Here is a 16,662-nt window from a genome sequence, read left to right as displayed (position 1 = left end):
GCGTTATTTATCCGCTGGGATGCGGATTACCACTGCTCGTGCTGCGGGTACAGCGGGAAGTCAGCGGCGAGCTTGTCCACGCGGGCCTGCAGCGACTCGACGTCTGCCGAGGAACCGGCCTTGAGCGCGGTGGCAATGATCTCGGCAACCTCGGTGAACTCAGCGGCACCGAATCCGCGGGTAGCCAAAGCAGGCGTACCAATGCGGAGGCCGGAGGTGACCATCGGCGGACGGGGGTCGAACGGAACGGAGTTGCGGTTCACGGTGATGCCCACGGAGTGCAGGAGGTCTTCGGCCTGCTGGCCGTCCAGCTGCGAGTTGCGGAGGTCAACCAGGACCAAGTGCACATCGGTGCCGCCGGTGAGGACCGAGACGCCGGCTTCGGCAACGTCGGACTGGTTGAGGCGGTCAGCAATGATCTTGGCACCCTCGAGGACGCGCTCCTGGCGTTCCTTGAACTCTTCACTGCCGGCAATCTTGAAGGCGACGGCCTTGGCGGCGATGACGTGCATGAGCGGCCCGCCCTGCTGGCCCGGGAAAACGCTGGAGTTGAGCTTCTTGGCCCACTCCTGCTTGGCGAGGATCACACCGGAACGGGGACCTGCCAGGGTCTTGTGGACGGTGGAGGTGACGACGTCGGAGTACGGCACCGGGCTCGGGTGCAGCCCGGCTGCAACCAGGCCGGCAAAGTGTGCCATGTCCGTCCAGAGGAGGGCGCCCACTTCATCGGCGATGGAGCGGAAGGCAGCGAAGTCCAGGTGACGCGGGTAGGCGGACCAGCCGGCAATGATGACCTGCGGCTTCTCGGCAATGGCCTGCTCGCGGAGCTTGTCCATGTCGATCCGGAAGTTGTCTTCTTCAACCTGGTAAGCAGCTACGTTGTAGAGCTTGCCGGAGAAGTTCAGCTTCATGCCGTGGGTCAAGTGCCCACCGTGAGCCAGGGACAGGCCCAGGATCTTGTCGCCGGGAGTGATCATGGCCGAAAGTGCTGCAGCGTTGGCCTGCGCACCGGAGTGCGGCTGGACGTTGGCGAACTCAGCGCCGAAGAGTTCCTTGACGCGGTCGATGGCGAGCTGCTCGGCGACGTCAACGTATTCACAACCGCCGTAGTAGCGACGGCCCGGGTAGCCCTCGGCGTACTTGTTGGTCAGGACGGAGCCCTGGGCTTCCATGACGGCGCGGGGTGCGAAGTTTTCGGACGCAATCATTTCGAGGGTGCCGCGCTGGCGGCCGAGTTCCTGGTTGAGGACTGCTGCGATCTCGGGATCGAGTTCGGCAAGCGTCTGGTTGCTGACAGACGCTGAGGTGGTGGTAGTCACGGAGATCTCCTGGCTAGGGAATGGGTGGTGCTACAGGTCAGGCTACCGGCAGCAGCATTCCCGCGTCCCCTTGATGACGGGAGGCATCGGTCACGTGCGTGCAACGGTAAGACATGACCCTCGGCCCAGGCGTACGATCCGTGGTCTTCGTGATTGCCGCTCCCTGGTGGTAGTCCACCCAACGCCAGTTGCGACCCGTTAACAGTACAACAGGGCAGCACAGGTAGGCTTGATCGTGTGACTGACTCCACCGCTTTCGTTGTGACACTCTCCTGCCCCGACCGCCCCGGCATTGTCCACGCGGTAGCCGGAGCCCTCCTCGAGTCCGGCTGCAATATCGCCGACTCCCAGCAGTACGGAAGCCCCAGCACTGGCAACTTTTTCATGCGGGTGGAGGCAACGACGTCGAGCACCCAGGCGGAACTGGCTGCGGCGCTGCGGCCGGTGGCTGAATCCTTCGGGATGACATGGCAGATCAACCCTGTGGGCGAAAAGGTCCGCACCATCATCCTGTGCTCCAAAGACGCGCACTGCCTCAACGATCTGTTGTTCCAACAGCGGACCGGCACCTTGCCAATAGACGTTCCGGCCATCGTGTCCAATCACCGTGACCTTGAGCCGTTGGCGGAGTTCTACGGCATCCCGTTCCACCACATTCCGGTGACCCCCGAAACCAAGCCACAGGCCGAGGCCCAGCTGCTGAAACTGATCGCCGAACACGATGCTGAACTCACCGTCCTGGCACGCTACATGCAGGTGCTCTCCAACGATCTGTGCACGGAGTTGAACGGCAAGGCCATCAACATCCACCACTCTTTCCTTCCCTCCTTCAAGGGCGCCAAGCCGTACCACCAGGCTCACGCCCGAGGTGTGAAGATCATCGGCGCCACCGCCCACTATGTGACGGCCGACCTCGACGAGGGGCCGATCATCGAGCAGGAAGTCATCCGCGTGGACCATGCCCGGACTGCAGCCCAGTTCGTCCAGATGGGCCGCGACGTAGAAGGCCGCACGCTGGCTCAGGCGGTCCAGTGGCACGCCGAACACCGTGTACTTTTGGACGGCACCCGCACCGTGGTGTTCAACTAGCACCGCTTCTATGCTGAGGGTATGCACGGCATCCCCGAGGCCGATCACGAAGCTGATCTGGCGGTTTACTACAACCGCCATGCTGCCGTTCGGAACACCCGCTCCCTGACCCCGCACCGGATTGAATGCCGGGAATGGTTTGTCCGTCTGTTGAAGTCCGAGCACCGTCATTCGTTGGTGGAGCTCGGCTGTGGCACAGGGGTGGAGGGGCTGGAGTTCGTCCGCGCGGGGATTCATTACACCGGCGTTGACCTGTCCTCGGAGAGCGTTCATGTGGCGCGATTGGCCGGACTCGACGCCTCAGTGGCCAGCGGACGGGACCTGCCCTTTACAGCTTCAGTCTTCGACGCCGCCTGGACCATGAGCACCCTTCTGCACGTCCCCAATAGCAGGATTCACGACGTCGTCAGCGAACTTGTGCGGGTCACCGCCCCTGGTGCGCCGATCGCCGTCGGGCTCTGGTCCGGTGACGACGACGAAGTCCTGAACCCTGAAGATCTCGAAGAACCGCGGCGTTTCTTCAGCCGCCGCAGCGACGATACCGTGCGCCGGATCTTTGGCGAACACGGCTCGGTGGAGCACTTCCGGACGTGGCCGGAGGGTGTGGGCGTGGAGTCCGGGCCGGGCGCGGGAAACTGGTCCCAGCATTACCAATTTCTGCTCCTCCGCACCCCCGCACCCAACTGACCCACACCCAACTGAGTAGCAGATCAGGTCGTTCCCAGCGCTGAGAACGACCTGATCTGCGACCTACTTGGGAATAGGCTGGGGCCATGGCTCCCTCTTACACTTTCGCCGGAGACACCCCGGCCATCCATGAAACCGCCTTCGTGGCACCCACTGCGTCCATCATCGGCAAGGCCACGTTGGCCAAGGACTCCAGCGCCTTCTATGGCGTCTCCGTTCGAGCCGATTTAGCCGCGATCAGCGTGGGCGCAGGGTCCAACCTCCAGGACAACGTGGTCCTCCATGCCGACCCCGGCTTTCCTTGCACCGTGGGCGAGCGCGTCTCCGTGGGGCACAGCGCAGTAGTTCACGGCTGCACTGTGGAGGACGACTGCCTCATCGGCATGAGCGCCACCATCCTCAACGGCGCGGTGATCGGATCCGGCTCGCTCGTTGCTGCCGGCGCCGTGGTTCTTGAAGGCACGGTCATACCGCCCCGGTCCCTGGTGGCCGGGGTTCCAGCAAAAGTGCGCCGGGAACTCAGCGATGAGGAGTTTGAGGGCGTCAAGCACAACGCCGCCCACTATAAGGAGCTGGCTGCGGCGCACCGGGAAATGCACGCCTAAAGGACGAATGCGAGGCCCGCTCTGCGGCCTAACCTGAGGGTTTGGGGCGTAGAGCGGGCCTCGCTGTGTATCAGTGGCTTTACAGGCTAACTACTTAGAGTGACAATATAGTCATGACAGTTTCTCATCCTGAGCCACCGGCGTCAGAGGGCGCCGATTGGCCAAGCGATTGGCTGAGGGCGACCCTGGGTTTCTTTGCGCTTCACGCCCTCTCCGCCGGACCCTCCTACGGTTACGCGATCATCAGTGAACTCGAGCGCAACGGTTTCGGCACCGTCAAAGGCGGCACCCTCTACCCACTCCTCACTCGCTACGAGGCTGCCGGCATGGTAACCACCGAATGGCGGGCAGGTGACGGCGGACCGGGCCGAAAGTACTTCGCGTTGACTGACCGCGGGCGTGCCGAAAAGAACCGGCTCAGCGCGGACTGGCTGCGATTCACCGCACTCAGCAACCGATACCTCAGCGACGGACAGCACACGAAGGAGATCACTACATGATGCAGGAAACTACCGACAAAAAATGGTTTGACGAACTCATCCTGGAACTTCGTCTGCGCCAGGTACGTGGGGACGCGATTGGTGACACCGTGGCAAGCGCGCGCGAGCTCCTCAGCGATTCGGGCCAGGGAGCCGAGGAAGCATTCGGGCCGGCCCGAAACTACGCCGCCGCGCTTGAACTACCAACGGCACCACGCAATGAGTGGGTCAAGAAGGCACTCTGGCCATTGCTCTTGAGCCTCTTGGCTTTCCTGCTTTTCAGCCAGGCAGTGGCGTCCTGGGTTAGCTCTGAAGCGATGCTGGTTTCGCCGGCACAGGTAGCCTTCCTGGCCACACCAGCGGTGGCGATGGCCCTCCTGCCGCTATATATCCACGCAGCCATCCGACGCATCTGGGTACTCATCGCCCTTGTTGCAATCTGCGCCATGTCCGGTCTCCTCTCGGCCGTAACGACTCCAGCCACCCAGGCCGACGCATGGCTGGCGTTGGATCCCCTGCCCTGGCTCGTCGGCAGCGCCACAGTCATGGTGCTCCTGTCGATCGCCATCACCATCCGGTCTTGGGGCTACGACGGCGAGTACATCACCGACCCGCGCTCCAACACGACTCCACGCAACGGGACCGGGACGAAGATCCTCACGACGATCATCACCAACTGGATCTTCCCGCTGCTCGCGCTGGCCATGCTCGGGCTCGCACTGGCCCTGCGCTGAACCGGCCCAGCCGCTGGCCACACAACCACGAATGCGAGGCCCGCTCTGCGGCCTAACCTGAGGGTTTGGGGCGTAGAGCGGGCCTCGCAACGTAGCCGGGAAGTTTAGTCCAGGCTGATCGGGCCGAGTTCGTCCAGCAGGTCGCCCGGACCCGGGTTGCCTTCAGCCGATGATCCGCCGAGGTGGTTCACCACTCCCCACACGGCGTTCAGGCCCGTGGTCACAGCACCCTCGGCCCATCCAGCGGTGAAGGACACGTCGTCACCCGCGAGGAAGATTCCGCGCTGGTGTTCCGCCAGCTGGTCCTGCTTGAAGTGCGTGAACAAGCGCTGCTGGTACCGGTAGTGTCCGGGCAGGTTGGCCTTGAACGCGCCCATGAAGTTGGGGTCCGCTTCCCAGGACACCGTGATCGGCTGCCCGATGATGTGGCTTGAAATGTCCACGCCCGGGTAGATCTGCTCCAAGGAGTGCAGCATGAGCTTCACGCGTTCCTCGGCGGTGAGCGCAAGCCATTTCAGGGCGTCGTCGTTCCATGTGTAGGACAGGAGGATCACAGCGGGCTTGTCCGGACCGTCGTCGAGCAAGTACGTTGCCCGGTTCAGGCGGTCGGTGAGGGTCATGGACAAGACCTCGTGGCCGGTCTCAGGATCGATGTCCTTCCAGAACGGCCGGTCCACCATCACGAACGTCTTGGACGACTGCATGTAGTGCGAGCGCTCAATCGCGGTCCACAACTCGGCGGGGAACAGCGCTTCCTCGGTGTGGATGCGCGTGGACAGCAACCAGGACTGGCACGTGGTCACCACGGCTTGGTATGTGGCCTCGCGCCCCCAGTTCTCGCGGACCAGGAGGTCGCCGTTCTCCGCGCGGCGGATGTTGTCCACGGCTCCGCGCGGCGAACCGGAGTGCAGGGAAGCCAACGAGGTGCCTTCAGGCCAATACTTAAGGCCCGACGGCGCGTGGCTCCAAAGTGCCTCGGGGAGCCTTTGCGCTCCTCCCGCAATGGAGCGGTGCTGGTCGTCGGCGTCGGTGTAGACCACGCGGAGGATTTCGAGGATGGAGTTGGGGAAGTCGGTATCCCAACCACCGGTGCCGAAGCCCACTTGGCCGAATGCTTCACGGTGAGCGAAGCCGGCCTCCTTGAAAGACTTGCTGGCTGCGATGAAGCCGTAGAACGTCTGCTCATCCAACTCAGGCAGGAGCGCGTTCCAGAGTTCTTTGATCCGCTTGGTGTCGCGGGCCTTGATGGCCTCCTGCATTTCAGCGAAGGCAGCACCATCGTTAACTGCGGCTTTCCATGCGTCGGCCACTTCGCGGAAGAACTCCGGCAGTTCGTCGGCCGTGGTGGCGTAATGCTTCTTGCCCGCCAGCTCGATGACCGTGCTGGACGTGGCCGGCGCCATGGGGTTGGGGAACTCGTTGGTATCCAGGCCGAGCAGGTCCACGTAGTGGTAGAAGGCCTTGCCGGATACCGGGAACCGCATGCCGCCGAGATCGGCCACCACACCTGGAGCCGAGGGGAAGCTTGCTGTCCGGAGGCGCCCACCGATCTGGTCGGCCTCGTAGATGACCGGTTTGAGACCGAGCTTCATGAGTTCATACGCCGTGACCAGCCCGGACAGGCCGGCACCGATGATGGCCACTTCCGTTCCGTACAGCTCCTCGGGAACAGAGCCCAAACCGTCCGGGTGCGCCAGGTAGTGGTCGTAGCTGAACGGGAAGTCCGGGTTCAGCATGGTGATGGGAGCCTCGTCTGCAGGGGCCTGGCCCTGCGGATCAGCAACGGGAAGTTCAGTGGCGGTGGTCATGAGTTTTCTGCTTTCACAGGTTCCGGGCTCACGGCCCTGGTGGTTAATTCACGGTAGTCCTGCTCGCTGAGCGCGGCTACCTTGGAGTTCCGGCGTCCATAGCCGAAGTAGATGGCGATGCCCACAAGCATCCATACGCCGAAGGTGATCCACGTGTCGGCGCCCAGGTTGAGCATCAGGTAGGCGCACATCAACGTGCCCAGGATCGGCGTGATGGGATACAGCGGGACCCGGAAGCTCCGCTCAAGATCGGGGCGGTTGCGCCGGAGGTAGATGACCGCGACGTTCACCAGTGCGAAAGCGAAGAGCGTGCCGATGCTGGTGGCGTCTGCCAGGGCGCCGAGGGGGACCAAGCCTGCCGTGAGGGCAACAGCGATGCCGATGATGAGTGTCCCGGCCACCGGCGTGCCCGTGCGGCGGGACACACGGCCAAAGACCTTGGGAACCATGCCATCGCGGGACATGGACAGCATGATGCGGGTCTGGCCGTAGAGAACAGTCAGCACAATGCTGGCGATGGCAAGCACAGCACCGACGGAGAAGACCAAAGCGATCCACGGCTGGCCGGTGATCTCGTGGAGGATCTGCACCAGGGCAGCTTCGGTACCGTCGAACCAGTTCCAGGGGCGGGCGCCGATGGCTGCCACGGCAACCAGGACGTAAATGCTGGTGACGATCACCATGGAGAGCATGATGGCCCGGGGCAGGTCGCGCTTGGGGTTCTTGGCTTCTTCGCCGGCGGTGGAGGCGGCATCGAAGCCGATGTAGGAGAAGAAGACGCTCGAGGCTGCGGCGGAAACCCCTGCTGCACCCATGGGCAGGAGCGGCTCGAAGTTTCCTGCGTTGAAGGCGGTGAAGGCCACGGCACAGAAGAAGATGAGGATGCCCACCTTGACGATCACGATGGCTGTGTTGATCCATGCGCTCTCCCGCGCACCGCGCACCAGAAGAATCATGGCCAGCACCACGATGACCATCGCGGGGAGGTTCACCACGCCGCCGTCGCCGGGCGGCTGGCTCACGGCGTCCGGAAGGAACTGTCCAAAGGCCGCCAAGGTCTCATTGACGTACTGCCCCGCACCAACGGCTACCGCGGCCACAGAGACTGCGTATTCCAGCACGAGGCACCACCCACAGATCCAGGCCATGCCCTCGCCCATGGTGGCGTAGGAGTAGGAGTAGCTGGACCCTGCCACGGGGACCAGCCCCGCCATTTCCGCGTAGGACACGGCGGAGAGCAGCGCTGCGAGGCCGGCGATGACAAAGGAGATCCAAATAGCCGGTCCTGCGAGCGGCACGGATTCGCCCAGGATGACAAGGATGCCGGTGCCGAGCGTGGCGCCCACGCTGATCATGGTCAGCTGGAGGACGCCAAAGCTGCGGACCAAAGGCGTACCGCCCTCGCTGCTTCCGGCTTCACTGACCATCTGGCCAATGGGCTTGCGGCGCAAAAGCTGAGCCCCGAGGCTTGGCCTCGTGACGGCCGGCGCCGCTGAATTTTCGGTGTTCACAGGCACAGTCACCCTTGACGTCCCTTCCAAGTAGTTTCGATTTCCCCTCCACAAGACTGGCATGTGAGCCACCTCTCACCGCGGTGCAAAATGACCTATAGTGTTCAACCATGAGACGTAATGCACAATATCAAGCGGCTGCCCCGGCGGCCCTTTCGGGACAGGTCACCGTGGACCTGTCTGCGATTTCAGACAATGTCAAAGCCCTGAAGATGCGCACCGAAGCGCCGCACTTCATGGCCGTGGTGAAGGGCAACGCCTACGGCCATGGGTTGGTGGAAGTGGCCCGCGCCGCAGTGGATGCCGGGGTTGACTGGCTGGGAACAGCCCAGCTCACAGAAGCCCTGGCACTCCGGCAAGCGGGGATCACGGTACCCATCCTTTCCTGGCTGTATCTGGCATCCCAGACGAGTGCCACCATTCTTGAAGCGCTCGAAAACGACGTCGATGTGTCCCTCGGCAGCGTTGGCCAACTGGAGGTGCTGGAAGGCATCGCCGGGCGCCTCGGCCGCCCCGCCGTCGTGCATCTGGAACTGGACAGCGGACTGAGCCGCGGCGGCGCGCGTAAGGAAGATTGGGCTGAACTGGTAGCCCGTGCCCGGCAAGCCGAACTGGACGGAACACTCCGCGTCCGTGGCCTCTGGACCCACCTGGCCTGGGCCGACGTCCCGGCCCACCCAGGCAATGCCGCCGCCGTGGCCGAGTTCGAGGACGCCGTCCGCGAGGCCCACGAAGCCGGGTTGAACCCCGAACTCCGGCACGTGTCCAGCTCCGCGAACATCCTGGACCGCCCCGAATTCCACTTCGACATGGTCCGTGCAGGGCTCGCCATCTACGGCCTCGCCCCCGCTGATCACCTGGATCCTGCGGACTTCGGCCTGCGCCCAGCACTGAGCGTGACTGCGCCGCTGGTCATGGTCAAGAAGGTTCCCGCCGGAACAGGCGTGAGCTACGAACACCAGGCCATCACCTACGAACCCCGGTACCTCGGCCTCATCCCGCTCGGCTATGCGGACGGCATTCCCAAGGGCATCAGTGGCCGCTCCGTGGTGAACATCGGGGGTCGCAGCGTGCCAGTGATCGGCAAGGTATGCATGGACCAGTTCATGGTGGACCTGGGACCGGACGCAGGAGGGATCGACGTCGGCGACACCGCCGTGCTGTTCGGTGACCCGGCGTGTGGGGCGGCGAGCGCCGACGACTGGGGCGCCGCCATTGGCAGCCACGGGGACGAGATCATCAACAGGATTGCGCCCCGGCTCCCCCGGGCCTACGCCACTAGTGCGTACCGGTGCCCCGACTACCAGGAGCCGGCCGCCGCCGGGCAGGGCAATGTCGCCTGAGCCCGCCACCGCCCGCCTGAGTTTCGTCACGCTGGAACAGTTCCTGGAGCAGCTGCCGCCGGAGCTGACCATGATTCACGACGGCGGCAGCGGTGCCTCGCTGCTGCGGTGGGTGGAACCCAGTGAGCTGGAGGATCCCACGCCATACCTGCCGGAGGGTGAGTTTCTCCTGACCGCCGGGCTGCCTTTCCTGGGGAAAGGTGGCTCGGCGGCGAAGGTGGATGCCTACGTCCAACGGCTGGTAGATGCGAAGGTGGCGGCGCTGGGCTTCGGGATCAGGCCCTATTTCGACGCCGTCCCCGACGCCTTGGTGGATGCCTGCCGCCGGCACAACCTCACCTTGTTCGAGGTTCCGGAATCATTGCCCTTCGCGGCGATCGGGCTGGAATTTTCGCAGCTTCTGGAAACGGACAACGCTAGGGTGTTCCGGCAGCTGGCCGACACCAACCGCCAACTCATGCGGGCTGTCCTCTCCCCCAGGCCGGAACACGAACTGCTCGCAGCCCTTGTTCTGCGGGTGCCCGTGTGGGCTGTCCTCGTTGGCGCGGACGGGCGGGTCAGGGCCCGTAGGCACAACGGCGGCGGCAGCAACGGCGTCGAACATTCATTGCTGGGGCCGATGCTTGAGCGGCTGCTGTCCGGCAGCGGGCCTCGCGTGGAGATGGACGGATTTGACCAACCAGGATCGGCGTTGGTGTTCGGGCATCCGCTACGCAGTACCAAAGACGCGAACCTCGGTGCGTTGATCCTCGGCTCGGATGCGCCGCTGTCTCCTGCCCAGAACAACGTAGTTCAGTCGGCCGTGGGGTTGCTGGAGCTGTTGGTGCGGCAGCGGACCAGCGGTTCGCTTGCTCCGAGCCAGTTGGCCACGGCGGTTCTATTGCACCCGGACTCGATAACCTCCGGCGGGACCAAGCATGTCAACGGGCTCAAGGATCTGGTGGCGCAGAGTCTCTCCTCTACCCGCTCGGCACAGATGCGGGTGGTCCAAGGCGTCAGGGTGGACGGCGCTGCCGACGACGGGCCCGTCCGCGAGCTGCTGCAGTGGCGGAGGCTGTTTGACACCAAACTCGTAGAGATCACCGAGTACGGCTTCGCTGCGATCACCCGGCTAAAGGTTGATGACTCCCTGCTGGCCGACGTCGAGAAGCTGGGGTGGCGGCTGGTGATCGGCGAACCGACGGAACTGCTGGGGCTCACTGCGGCATACCAACGGGCGAGTTCACTGCGGAGTCGCGTTGTTACCACCGGCAAGAGCGCACGCGTGGATGAGGTGACGTGGTCTGTTACCGGGCTCCTTGGTCGGGAGGCGGGATCCATGCTGGCGGAACGCCTCCTGGCTCCCGTGCTCTCGCTGGAAGCCGATCGGCGGGACCCACTCCTGAGTGTGCTGCGGGGATGGCTCAGCGAAAATGGCAGCTGGGACGGCTCCGCCAAGCTGCTGGGATTGCACAGGAACAGTGTGCGGCGGCAGATCGGGGTGCTCGGCGAACTGCTGGACATGGACCTCAACCAGGCGCAGGTGCGGGCTGAGCTGTGGTTCGCGTTGCAGTACGTGGACGAGCTGGTGGTTGGCCCCTCCGCCGATGGGACGGACGGCTAGGCGCGGTGATCCCACTCTTCGTAGAGTTCCGGCCGGCGTTCGCGCAGGTACGGGACTTCACTGCGGGCTGCTTTCACGGTTTCCGTGCCGACCTCGGCGAACAGCAGCGTTGGAGACTCCCCCGCTGCCGCGAGCAAGGAACCGTCCGGTCCGGCCACCACGCTGCCGCCCAGGAAGGTGTACACATCCTCATGCCCGCTGTGGTTGGCATACGCAACGTTCAATTGGCTTTCCAGAGCCCTGGCGCGGATAAGAACCTGCGGGACATTATCGAAGCCTGCGGACAGCGCCGTCGGCACCAGCAGAAGTTCTGCACCGCGTGTGGCGGCCGCTCGGACGGCTTCCGGAAACTCGACGTCGTAGCAGATCAGCATTGACGTACGGATTCCGTTGAAGTCCACGACGGCGGGAGGTTCTTGGGCGGCCACGAACGCCTTGTGTTCCTCCGGGCCGAAGAGATGCACCTTCGCGTAGTTCAGGACCTCGTCGCCCTTGGCATTCACGAGGGTGGCGGTGATGTGCCAGGCACTTTCCTGCTTGGCGACGGCGGGGAGGCTGTAGACCAAGCCGATACCGTGCCGGCGGGCGATGTCTGCCAGGCGTTCGCGAAGGTTTGGCAGCGTGGCGGGATCCAGTTCGGCGTGCAGGCGCAGCGGGGCGTATCCCACGGGGAACAATTCCGGAGTCAGGAGCAGGCCGGACCCGGCGTGGGCAGCGCGCTGCGCGGCGTCGTCGATTGTGCGCAGGTTCGCCTCAACGTCCATGACGGAAGCGTTCGCCTGCAGGACTGAGAGCAGCATCATTACCACCTTGGTTTCGCTCAACACCGGACCCATGGCGTCCGGATCTTATTGCATCCAGAGTAGGCAGGCGCGGGACCGTGATGTTAGGGCATTTGGACCCGCAGGCCTCCAAAGTGGGACGCAATGACCGCAGGCCCGGCGGCAGGTGCCCGTTGCGGGGCCCACTCCGCGCGCCAACCACGGGATCTAGGGCGCACACCAGGCCCCACAACAAACGAGACACACGTTGCGGGGCCCACTCTGCGCGCCAACCACGGGATTTACGGCGCACACCAGGCCCCACAACAAACGAGACTCACGTTGCGGGGCCCGCTCTGCGCGCCAACCACGGGTTTTAGGGCGCACACCAGGCCCCACAACGGGTGTGCGGGGCGGTTCTTGCGTTGGAGTATGTCGGACAAGATTGACTCGTTGTGTTCACTTCTTGACTACAACGTTGCTTGTGGGGCAATCTTCTTGTCATGCCCGCTACGCAGCGCTCAACGAAGAGCCACCCAAGAAAACCCGGCTCGCAGTCCGCGCTCCGCCACCTGAATCAACAGCGCATTATCGAATGCCTGTTGAGCGGGCCGTCCACGCAGGCTGAACTTTCCCGGCAGACCGGGCTCTCCACCGCAACGGTGTCCAACATCGTGAAGATCATGCAGGACGCCGGATTGGTCTCAACGGAGCCAACCACCAGCTCCGGCCGCCGGGCAACCAACGTGAGATTGAACAGCAACGGTGCGGTCGCCGTCGGAATCGATTTTGGACGCCGCCACTTACGGGTGGTCCTCGCATCACTTGGCTATCACGTCATTGCCGAGGATTACATCGAATTGCCACTGGGTCATCACGCCGAGGAAGGCATCGCCGCGGCCGTCCGGCTGCTGGAAAAACTACTCCAGGAAAACGGCATTGACCGCACAGCCGTCGTGGGAGCCGGCGCGGGCATTCCTGGCCCCATCGACCGGCGAACGGGCACCGTAGCCCAGGGCGCCATCCTCCCGGAATGGGTGGGCATCGACATCCTGCACCGGCTGGAGGAAGCCCTCAATTGCCCCGTATTCGTTGACAACGACGCGAATCTTGGCGCTTTGTCCGAGGTGACGTGGGGGCCTCACAGCGGAGTCTCCAACCTGATGTTCCTCAAGATCGGCTCGGGCATCGGCGCTGGCCTGATCCTCAACGGCTTTCCCTACTACGGCAACGTGGGCATCACCGGCGAAATTGGCCACGCAACCATCCACGAACACGGACTCGTCTGCCGTTGCGGGAACAGGGGTTGCCTGGAAACGATAGCGTCCACCACCACCATGATCGAGCTGCTGGGCCGTGGCCAGGACACGCTGCTGACACCGCAGGACATCGTCCGGAATTGCCTCGCCGGCGACTCCGCAACCCAGCGTGTGGTGGACGACGCCGGACTGGCTGTGGGACGCGCTTTGGGCAACGTCTCCAACCTGATCAACCCTGAAGTGATCGTTGTTGGTGGTCCCCTCGCCGGCCTCGGAGACCTGCTCCTTGACCCTATCCGCAGGGGCTTGGTGCGTCACGCAGTACCCGTGGTGGGCGAGACAACGCACCTTGCAATGTCCTCGCTCGGCGCACGTGCGGAGGCCCTCGGGGCAGCCGCCCTGGTGTTCCAACATGCGGGTATTACCGGAAGGTAACGAAATCGTTAGCTGGTTCTTGCGTTCAAGTCTTGACGACAAGATAGGTGATCCAGTTTACTTTTTCATCAGACAGCCTCGCCATTGCGGGGCCGACAACGAAGTCATGCATTGGAGGCGTAAGGGCTGATGACATCCCTCGACACGCAAGGTGATCCCATCCTCTTGGAGATGCGCTCGATCACGAAGGAATTCCCCGGCGTGAAGGCCTTGTCGAATGTGAGCCTGCGCGTGATGGCCGGCGAAATCCACGCAATCTGTGGTGAAAACGGTGCCGGCAAATCGACGCTCATGAAGGTCCTGTCCGGCGTTTACGGCTACGGAAGCTACACGGGAGACATCGTGTACATGGCCGAGACGCAGCAGTTCAAGGACATCCGCGCAAGCGAAGCCGCAGGCATCGTGATCATTCACCAGGAACTGGCGCTGATCCCGGAACTGTCCATCATGGAGAACATCTTCCTGGGCAACGAACCCACCAAATGGGGAGTGATTGACTGGGCAGAAGCCCGCAAGCGTTCCCTCGAACTGCTGGCCCGCGTTGGCCTGCGCGAGGATCCCGATACCCCCATCAAGGAGATCGGCGTCGGCAAGCAGCAACTGGTGGAAATCGCCAAAGCGCTGAACAAGTCCGTTCGCCTGCTGATCCTGGACGAGCCCACGGCCGCGCTGAACGAATCGGACTCCCAGCACCTGCTGGACCTGATCCTGGGCCTCAAGGGCAAGGGCATCACCTCAATCATCATTTCCCACAAGCTCAACGAGATCGAACAGATCGCGGACGAGATCACCATCATCCGCGACGGCAAGTCCATCGAGACCCTGAACGTCAAGCGTGATGGCGTGGACGAGGACCGGATTATCAAGGGCATGGTGGGCAGGACACTTGAGTCCCGCTTCCCGGACCACGAGCCGAAGATCGGCGAGGTGTTCTTTGAGGTCAAGGACTGGACAGTGGGCCACCCGCAGATCCAGGACCGCCTGATCTGCAAGGGTTCAAACTTCTATGTACGCCGCGGTGAAATCGTCGGCTTTGCTGGGCTCATGGGCGCAGGGCGAACGGAACTGGCGCGCTCCTTGTTCGGGCACTCCTACGGCCGTTTCATCAAGGGCCAGGTGTACAAGGATGGCAAGCCTGTCAATCTCCGCAGCGTCCGCGCCGCGATCGATGCAGGGCTCGGCTATGTCACCGAGGACCGCAAATCCCTGGGACTGAACCTGCTGGACGACATCAAGACCACCACGGTTTCGGCAGCGCTGAACAAGATCAGCAACTACACGGTGGTGGATACCCGCAAGGAATTCTCCGTGGCGGAGGAATACCGGAAATCCCTGCGGACCAAGACTCCCTCGGTTGAGGAAGGCGTGGCCAAGCTCTCCGGCGGCAACCAGCAAAAGGTGGTGCTGGCCAAGTGGATGTTCACGGATCCCGACCTCCTGATCCTGGACGAGCCCACCCGCGGAATCGACGTCGGCGCCAAGTTCGAGATTTACGGCATCATCCAGAGGCTGGCGAACCAAGGCAAAGGAGTGATTGTCATTTCCTCGGAGCTTCCTGAGCTCCTGGGCCTGTCAGACCGTATCTACACGATTTTTGAAGGCGCCATCACCGGTGTCCTGGACAAGAACGAAGCAAGCCAGGAAAGCCTCATGAAGCTCATGACTTCCGCCCGCAAGACAGCCTGACCGTTGGCCCAGCCTTACCCCTTCCTGACACAAGGACCAAAACAATGAACGCGCTCAAGAAGCTATTTGGTGGCAATACCCGCCAGTTTGGCATGATCTTCGCCCTGGTGGCACTTATCGTCTTCTTCCAGATCTTCACCGGGGGCCGCACGTTGACCCCCGGCAACGTGATCAACCTGTTCAACGGCAACTCCTACATCCTGATCCTGGCCATTGGCATGGTCCTGGTAATCATCGCCGGCCACATCGACCTCTCGGTGGGGTCCGTGGCGGCATTCGTGGGCGTATCGGTAGCCCTCGCCATGCGTGACTGGGGCATCCCCTGGTACATGGGCGTGCTCTTCGGTCTGGTCCTGGGGGCGGTGATCGGTGCCTGGCAAGGCCTATGGACAGCGTATGTGGGCATCCCCGCATTCATCGTGACGTTGGCAGGCATGCTCTTGTTCCGCGGCTTCAACCAGTTCGTGGGCAAGTCCAACACCATCCCGGTCTCCAAGGAGTTCCAGTTCATTGGTTCGGGCTACCTGCCCGAAGTTGGACCGGACACCGGCTTCAACAACCTGACAGTGTTGCTGGGACTGGTAGCCGTGGCGTTCGTGATCATCATGTCCCTGCGTGCACGTGCCAGCAACAAGGCCCTGGGCGCCGACGTTCCGGAACTCTGGGTTGAGGTCACCAAGCTGGTGCTGATCTGCGGCGCAATCCTCTACGCAACGTACCTGTTCGCCACCGGCCGCCCCGGTACTTCCTTCCCCATCCCAGGCTTGATCCTGGCTGTACTGGTTCTCATCTACGGTTTCATCGCTGACAAGACGGTCCTCGGCCGTCACGTCTACGCGGTGGGTGGCAACCGCCACGCAGCCGAACTCTCCGGTGTCCAGTCCAAGAAGGTCAACTTCATGGTCATGATGAACATGTCCATCCTGGCTGGCCTGGCAGGCATGATCTTTGTTGCCCGCTCCACCGCTTCCGGCCCGTTTGACGGCGTCGGTTGGGAACTGGATGCCATTGCCGCCGTGTTCATTGGTGGCGCCGCTGTTACCGGCGGTGTTGGCACCGTGATCGGCTCGATCGTTGGTGGCCTGGTGATGGCCGTCCTCAACAACGGCCTCCAGCTCCTGGGCGTTGGCGCCGACCTTACCCAAATCATCAAGGGCCTGGTGCTCCTGGCAGCTGTCGCCTTCGATGTCTACAACAAGTCCCAGGGCAAGAGGTCCATCACCGGCCTGCTGCTGAAGAATTTCGGCCGGAACAACGAGATCAAGCCGGACGAAACAACCTCCACCAAAGAGGTCATCTCCAAGGAAGCCTGACCGGCCTCCTGACAGACTCGCTCCACCCCA

General features: G+C 63.1%; 14 protein-coding genes. 10 read left to right on the top strand and 4 right to left on the bottom strand.

From position 1 onward, the window contains the following. Window positions 1–26: 26 nt before the first annotated feature. Complete coding sequence (gene glyA, locus BLW08_RS01445) at window positions 27–1,325, bottom strand: serine hydroxymethyltransferase (RefSeq protein WP_090820002.1); 1,299 nt, start codon at window positions 1,323–1,325, stop codon at window positions 27–29. Window positions 1,326–1,556: 231 nt separating this feature from the next. On the opposite strand from glyA, the gene purU reads away from it, so the two are divergent. The 5 genes from purU to BLW08_RS01420 all read left to right on the top strand — a co-directional run bounded on the left by purU (window position 1,557) and on the right by BLW08_RS01420 (window position 4,913). Then, complete coding sequence (gene purU, locus BLW08_RS01440; protein WP_091322966.1) at window positions 1,557–2,408, top strand: formyltetrahydrofolate deformylase; 852 nt, start codon at window positions 1,557–1,559, stop codon at window positions 2,406–2,408. A 21-nt stretch (window positions 2,409–2,429) separates the two neighbouring features. Continuing rightward, a complete protein-coding gene (locus tag BLW08_RS01435) occupies window positions 2,430–3,095 on the top strand; it encodes a class I SAM-dependent methyltransferase (protein ID WP_091322965.1) in 666 nt (221 codons plus the stop codon). Between the two features lie 86 nt (window positions 3,096–3,181). Next, entirely contained in the window at window positions 3,182–3,700 is a 519-nt protein-coding gene (locus BLW08_RS01430; RefSeq protein WP_091322963.1) for a gamma carbonic anhydrase family protein, read from the top strand. Between the two features lie 113 nt (window positions 3,701–3,813). Beyond that, a complete protein-coding gene (locus BLW08_RS01425; RefSeq protein ID WP_090820012.1) occupies window positions 3,814–4,200 on the top strand; it encodes a PadR family transcriptional regulator in 387 nt (128 codons plus the stop codon). After that, window positions 4,197–4,913: a hypothetical protein gene (locus tag BLW08_RS01420; protein WP_091322961.1), complete on the top strand. Its 717-nt coding sequence runs from the start codon at window positions 4,197–4,199 to the stop codon at window positions 4,911–4,913. The genes BLW08_RS01425 and BLW08_RS01420 overlap by 4 nt, the downstream gene beginning before the upstream one ends. Window positions 4,914–5,017: 104 nt before the next feature. Here the strand turns inward: BLW08_RS01420 and BLW08_RS01415 are convergent, their stop codons facing one another. Both BLW08_RS01415 and BLW08_RS01410 read right to left on the bottom strand, forming a co-directional pair. Continuing rightward, complete coding sequence (locus tag BLW08_RS01415) at window positions 5,018–6,721, bottom strand: flavin monoamine oxidase family protein (protein ID WP_175538542.1); 1,704 nt, start codon at window positions 6,719–6,721, stop codon at window positions 5,018–5,020. After that, window positions 6,718–8,244 (bottom strand): amino acid permease, encoded by a 1,527-nt coding sequence (locus BLW08_RS01410; RefSeq protein ID WP_175538541.1) that lies wholly within the window; start codon window positions 8,242–8,244, stop codon window positions 6,718–6,720. Before BLW08_RS01410 ends, BLW08_RS01415 begins: the two co-directional genes overlap by 4 nt. 98 nt (window positions 8,245–8,342) lie before the next feature. Here BLW08_RS01410 and alr point away from each other — a divergent pair, with 98 nt between their 5' ends. Both alr and BLW08_RS01400 read left to right on the top strand, forming a co-directional pair. Then, window positions 8,343–9,575: an alanine racemase gene (gene alr, locus BLW08_RS01405; RefSeq protein WP_254779613.1), complete on the top strand. Its 1,233-nt coding sequence runs from the start codon at window positions 8,343–8,345 to the stop codon at window positions 9,573–9,575. Further along, window positions 9,565–11,178, top strand: a complete 1,614-nt coding sequence (locus tag BLW08_RS01400) for a PucR family transcriptional regulator (protein ID WP_091322960.1) — start codon at window positions 9,565–9,567, stop codon at window positions 11,176–11,178. The genes alr and BLW08_RS01400 overlap by 11 nt, the downstream gene beginning before the upstream one ends. Here the strand turns inward: BLW08_RS01400 and BLW08_RS01395 are convergent. Continuing rightward, window positions 11,175–11,981 carry a carbon-nitrogen hydrolase family protein gene (locus BLW08_RS01395; protein WP_091323295.1) on the bottom strand — a complete coding sequence of 269 codons (807 nt, stop codon included), beginning with the start codon at window positions 11,979–11,981 and terminating at the stop codon, window positions 11,175–11,177. The genes BLW08_RS01400 and BLW08_RS01395 overlap by 4 nt on opposite strands. 461 nt (window positions 11,982–12,442) lie before the next feature. On the opposite strand from BLW08_RS01395, the gene BLW08_RS01390 reads away from it, so the two are divergent. The 3 genes from BLW08_RS01390 (at window position 12,443) to mmsB (ending at window position 16,632) form a co-directional block, all read left to right on the top strand. Beyond that, a complete protein-coding gene (locus BLW08_RS01390) occupies window positions 12,443–13,633 on the top strand; it encodes an ROK family transcriptional regulator (protein ID WP_090820020.1) in 1,191 nt (396 codons plus the stop codon). Between the two features lie 129 nt (window positions 13,634–13,762). Next, entirely contained in the window at window positions 13,763–15,319 is a 1,557-nt protein-coding gene (gene mmsA, locus BLW08_RS01385; RefSeq protein ID WP_090820023.1) for a multiple monosaccharide ABC transporter ATP-binding protein, read from the top strand. A 44-nt stretch (window positions 15,320–15,363) separates the two neighbouring features. After that, on the top strand, window positions 15,364–16,632 hold the full coding sequence (gene mmsB, locus BLW08_RS01380) for a multiple monosaccharide ABC transporter permease (RefSeq protein WP_090820026.1): 1,269 nt from the start codon (window positions 15,364–15,366) through the stop codon (window positions 16,630–16,632). Window positions 16,633–16,662: the final 30 nt, after the last annotated feature.

Source organism: Arthrobacter sp. cf158 (assembly GCF_900106835.1).
Lineage (GTDB): Bacteria > Actinomycetota > Actinomycetes > Actinomycetales > Micrococcaceae > Arthrobacter.
This window is presented reverse-complemented; position numbering and strand designations above follow the sequence as displayed.

What these genes read in the sequence shown, in the direction of transcription:
- BLW08_RS01435 (WP_091322965.1), top strand. Translation starts at nt 2,430, where the DNA reads ATGCACGGCATCCCCGAGGCCGATCACGAAGCTGATCTGGCGGTTTAC.
- BLW08_RS01430 (WP_091322963.1), top strand. Translation starts at nt 3,182, where the DNA reads ATGGCTCCCTCTTACACTTTCGCCGGAGACACCCCGGCCATCCATGAA.
- BLW08_RS01425 (WP_090820012.1), top strand. Translation starts at nt 3,814, where the DNA reads ATGACAGTTTCTCATCCTGAGCCACCGGCGTCAGAGGGCGCCGATTGG.
- BLW08_RS01420 (WP_091322961.1), top strand. Translation starts at nt 4,197, where the DNA reads ATGATGCAGGAAACTACCGACAAAAAATGGTTTGACGAACTCATCCTG.
- BLW08_RS01415 (WP_175538542.1), bottom strand. Translation starts at nt 6,721, where the DNA reads ATGACCACCGCCACTGAACTTCCCGTTGCTGATCCGCAGGGCCAGGCC.
- alr (WP_254779613.1), top strand. Translation starts at nt 8,343, where the DNA reads ATGAGACGTAATGCACAATATCAAGCGGCTGCCCCGGCGGCCCTTTCG.
- BLW08_RS01400 (WP_091322960.1), top strand. Translation starts at nt 9,565, where the DNA reads ATGTCGCCTGAGCCCGCCACCGCCCGCCTGAGTTTCGTCACGCTGGAA.
- BLW08_RS01395 (WP_091323295.1), bottom strand. Translation starts at nt 11,981, where the DNA reads ATGATGCTGCTCTCAGTCCTGCAGGCGAACGCTTCCGTCATGGACGTT.
- BLW08_RS01390 (WP_090820020.1), top strand. Translation starts at nt 12,443, where the DNA reads ATGCCCGCTACGCAGCGCTCAACGAAGAGCCACCCAAGAAAACCCGGC.
- mmsA (WP_090820023.1), top strand. Translation starts at nt 13,763, where the DNA reads ATGACATCCCTCGACACGCAAGGTGATCCCATCCTCTTGGAGATGCGC.
- mmsB (WP_090820026.1), top strand. Translation starts at nt 15,364, where the DNA reads ATGAACGCGCTCAAGAAGCTATTTGGTGGCAATACCCGCCAGTTTGGC.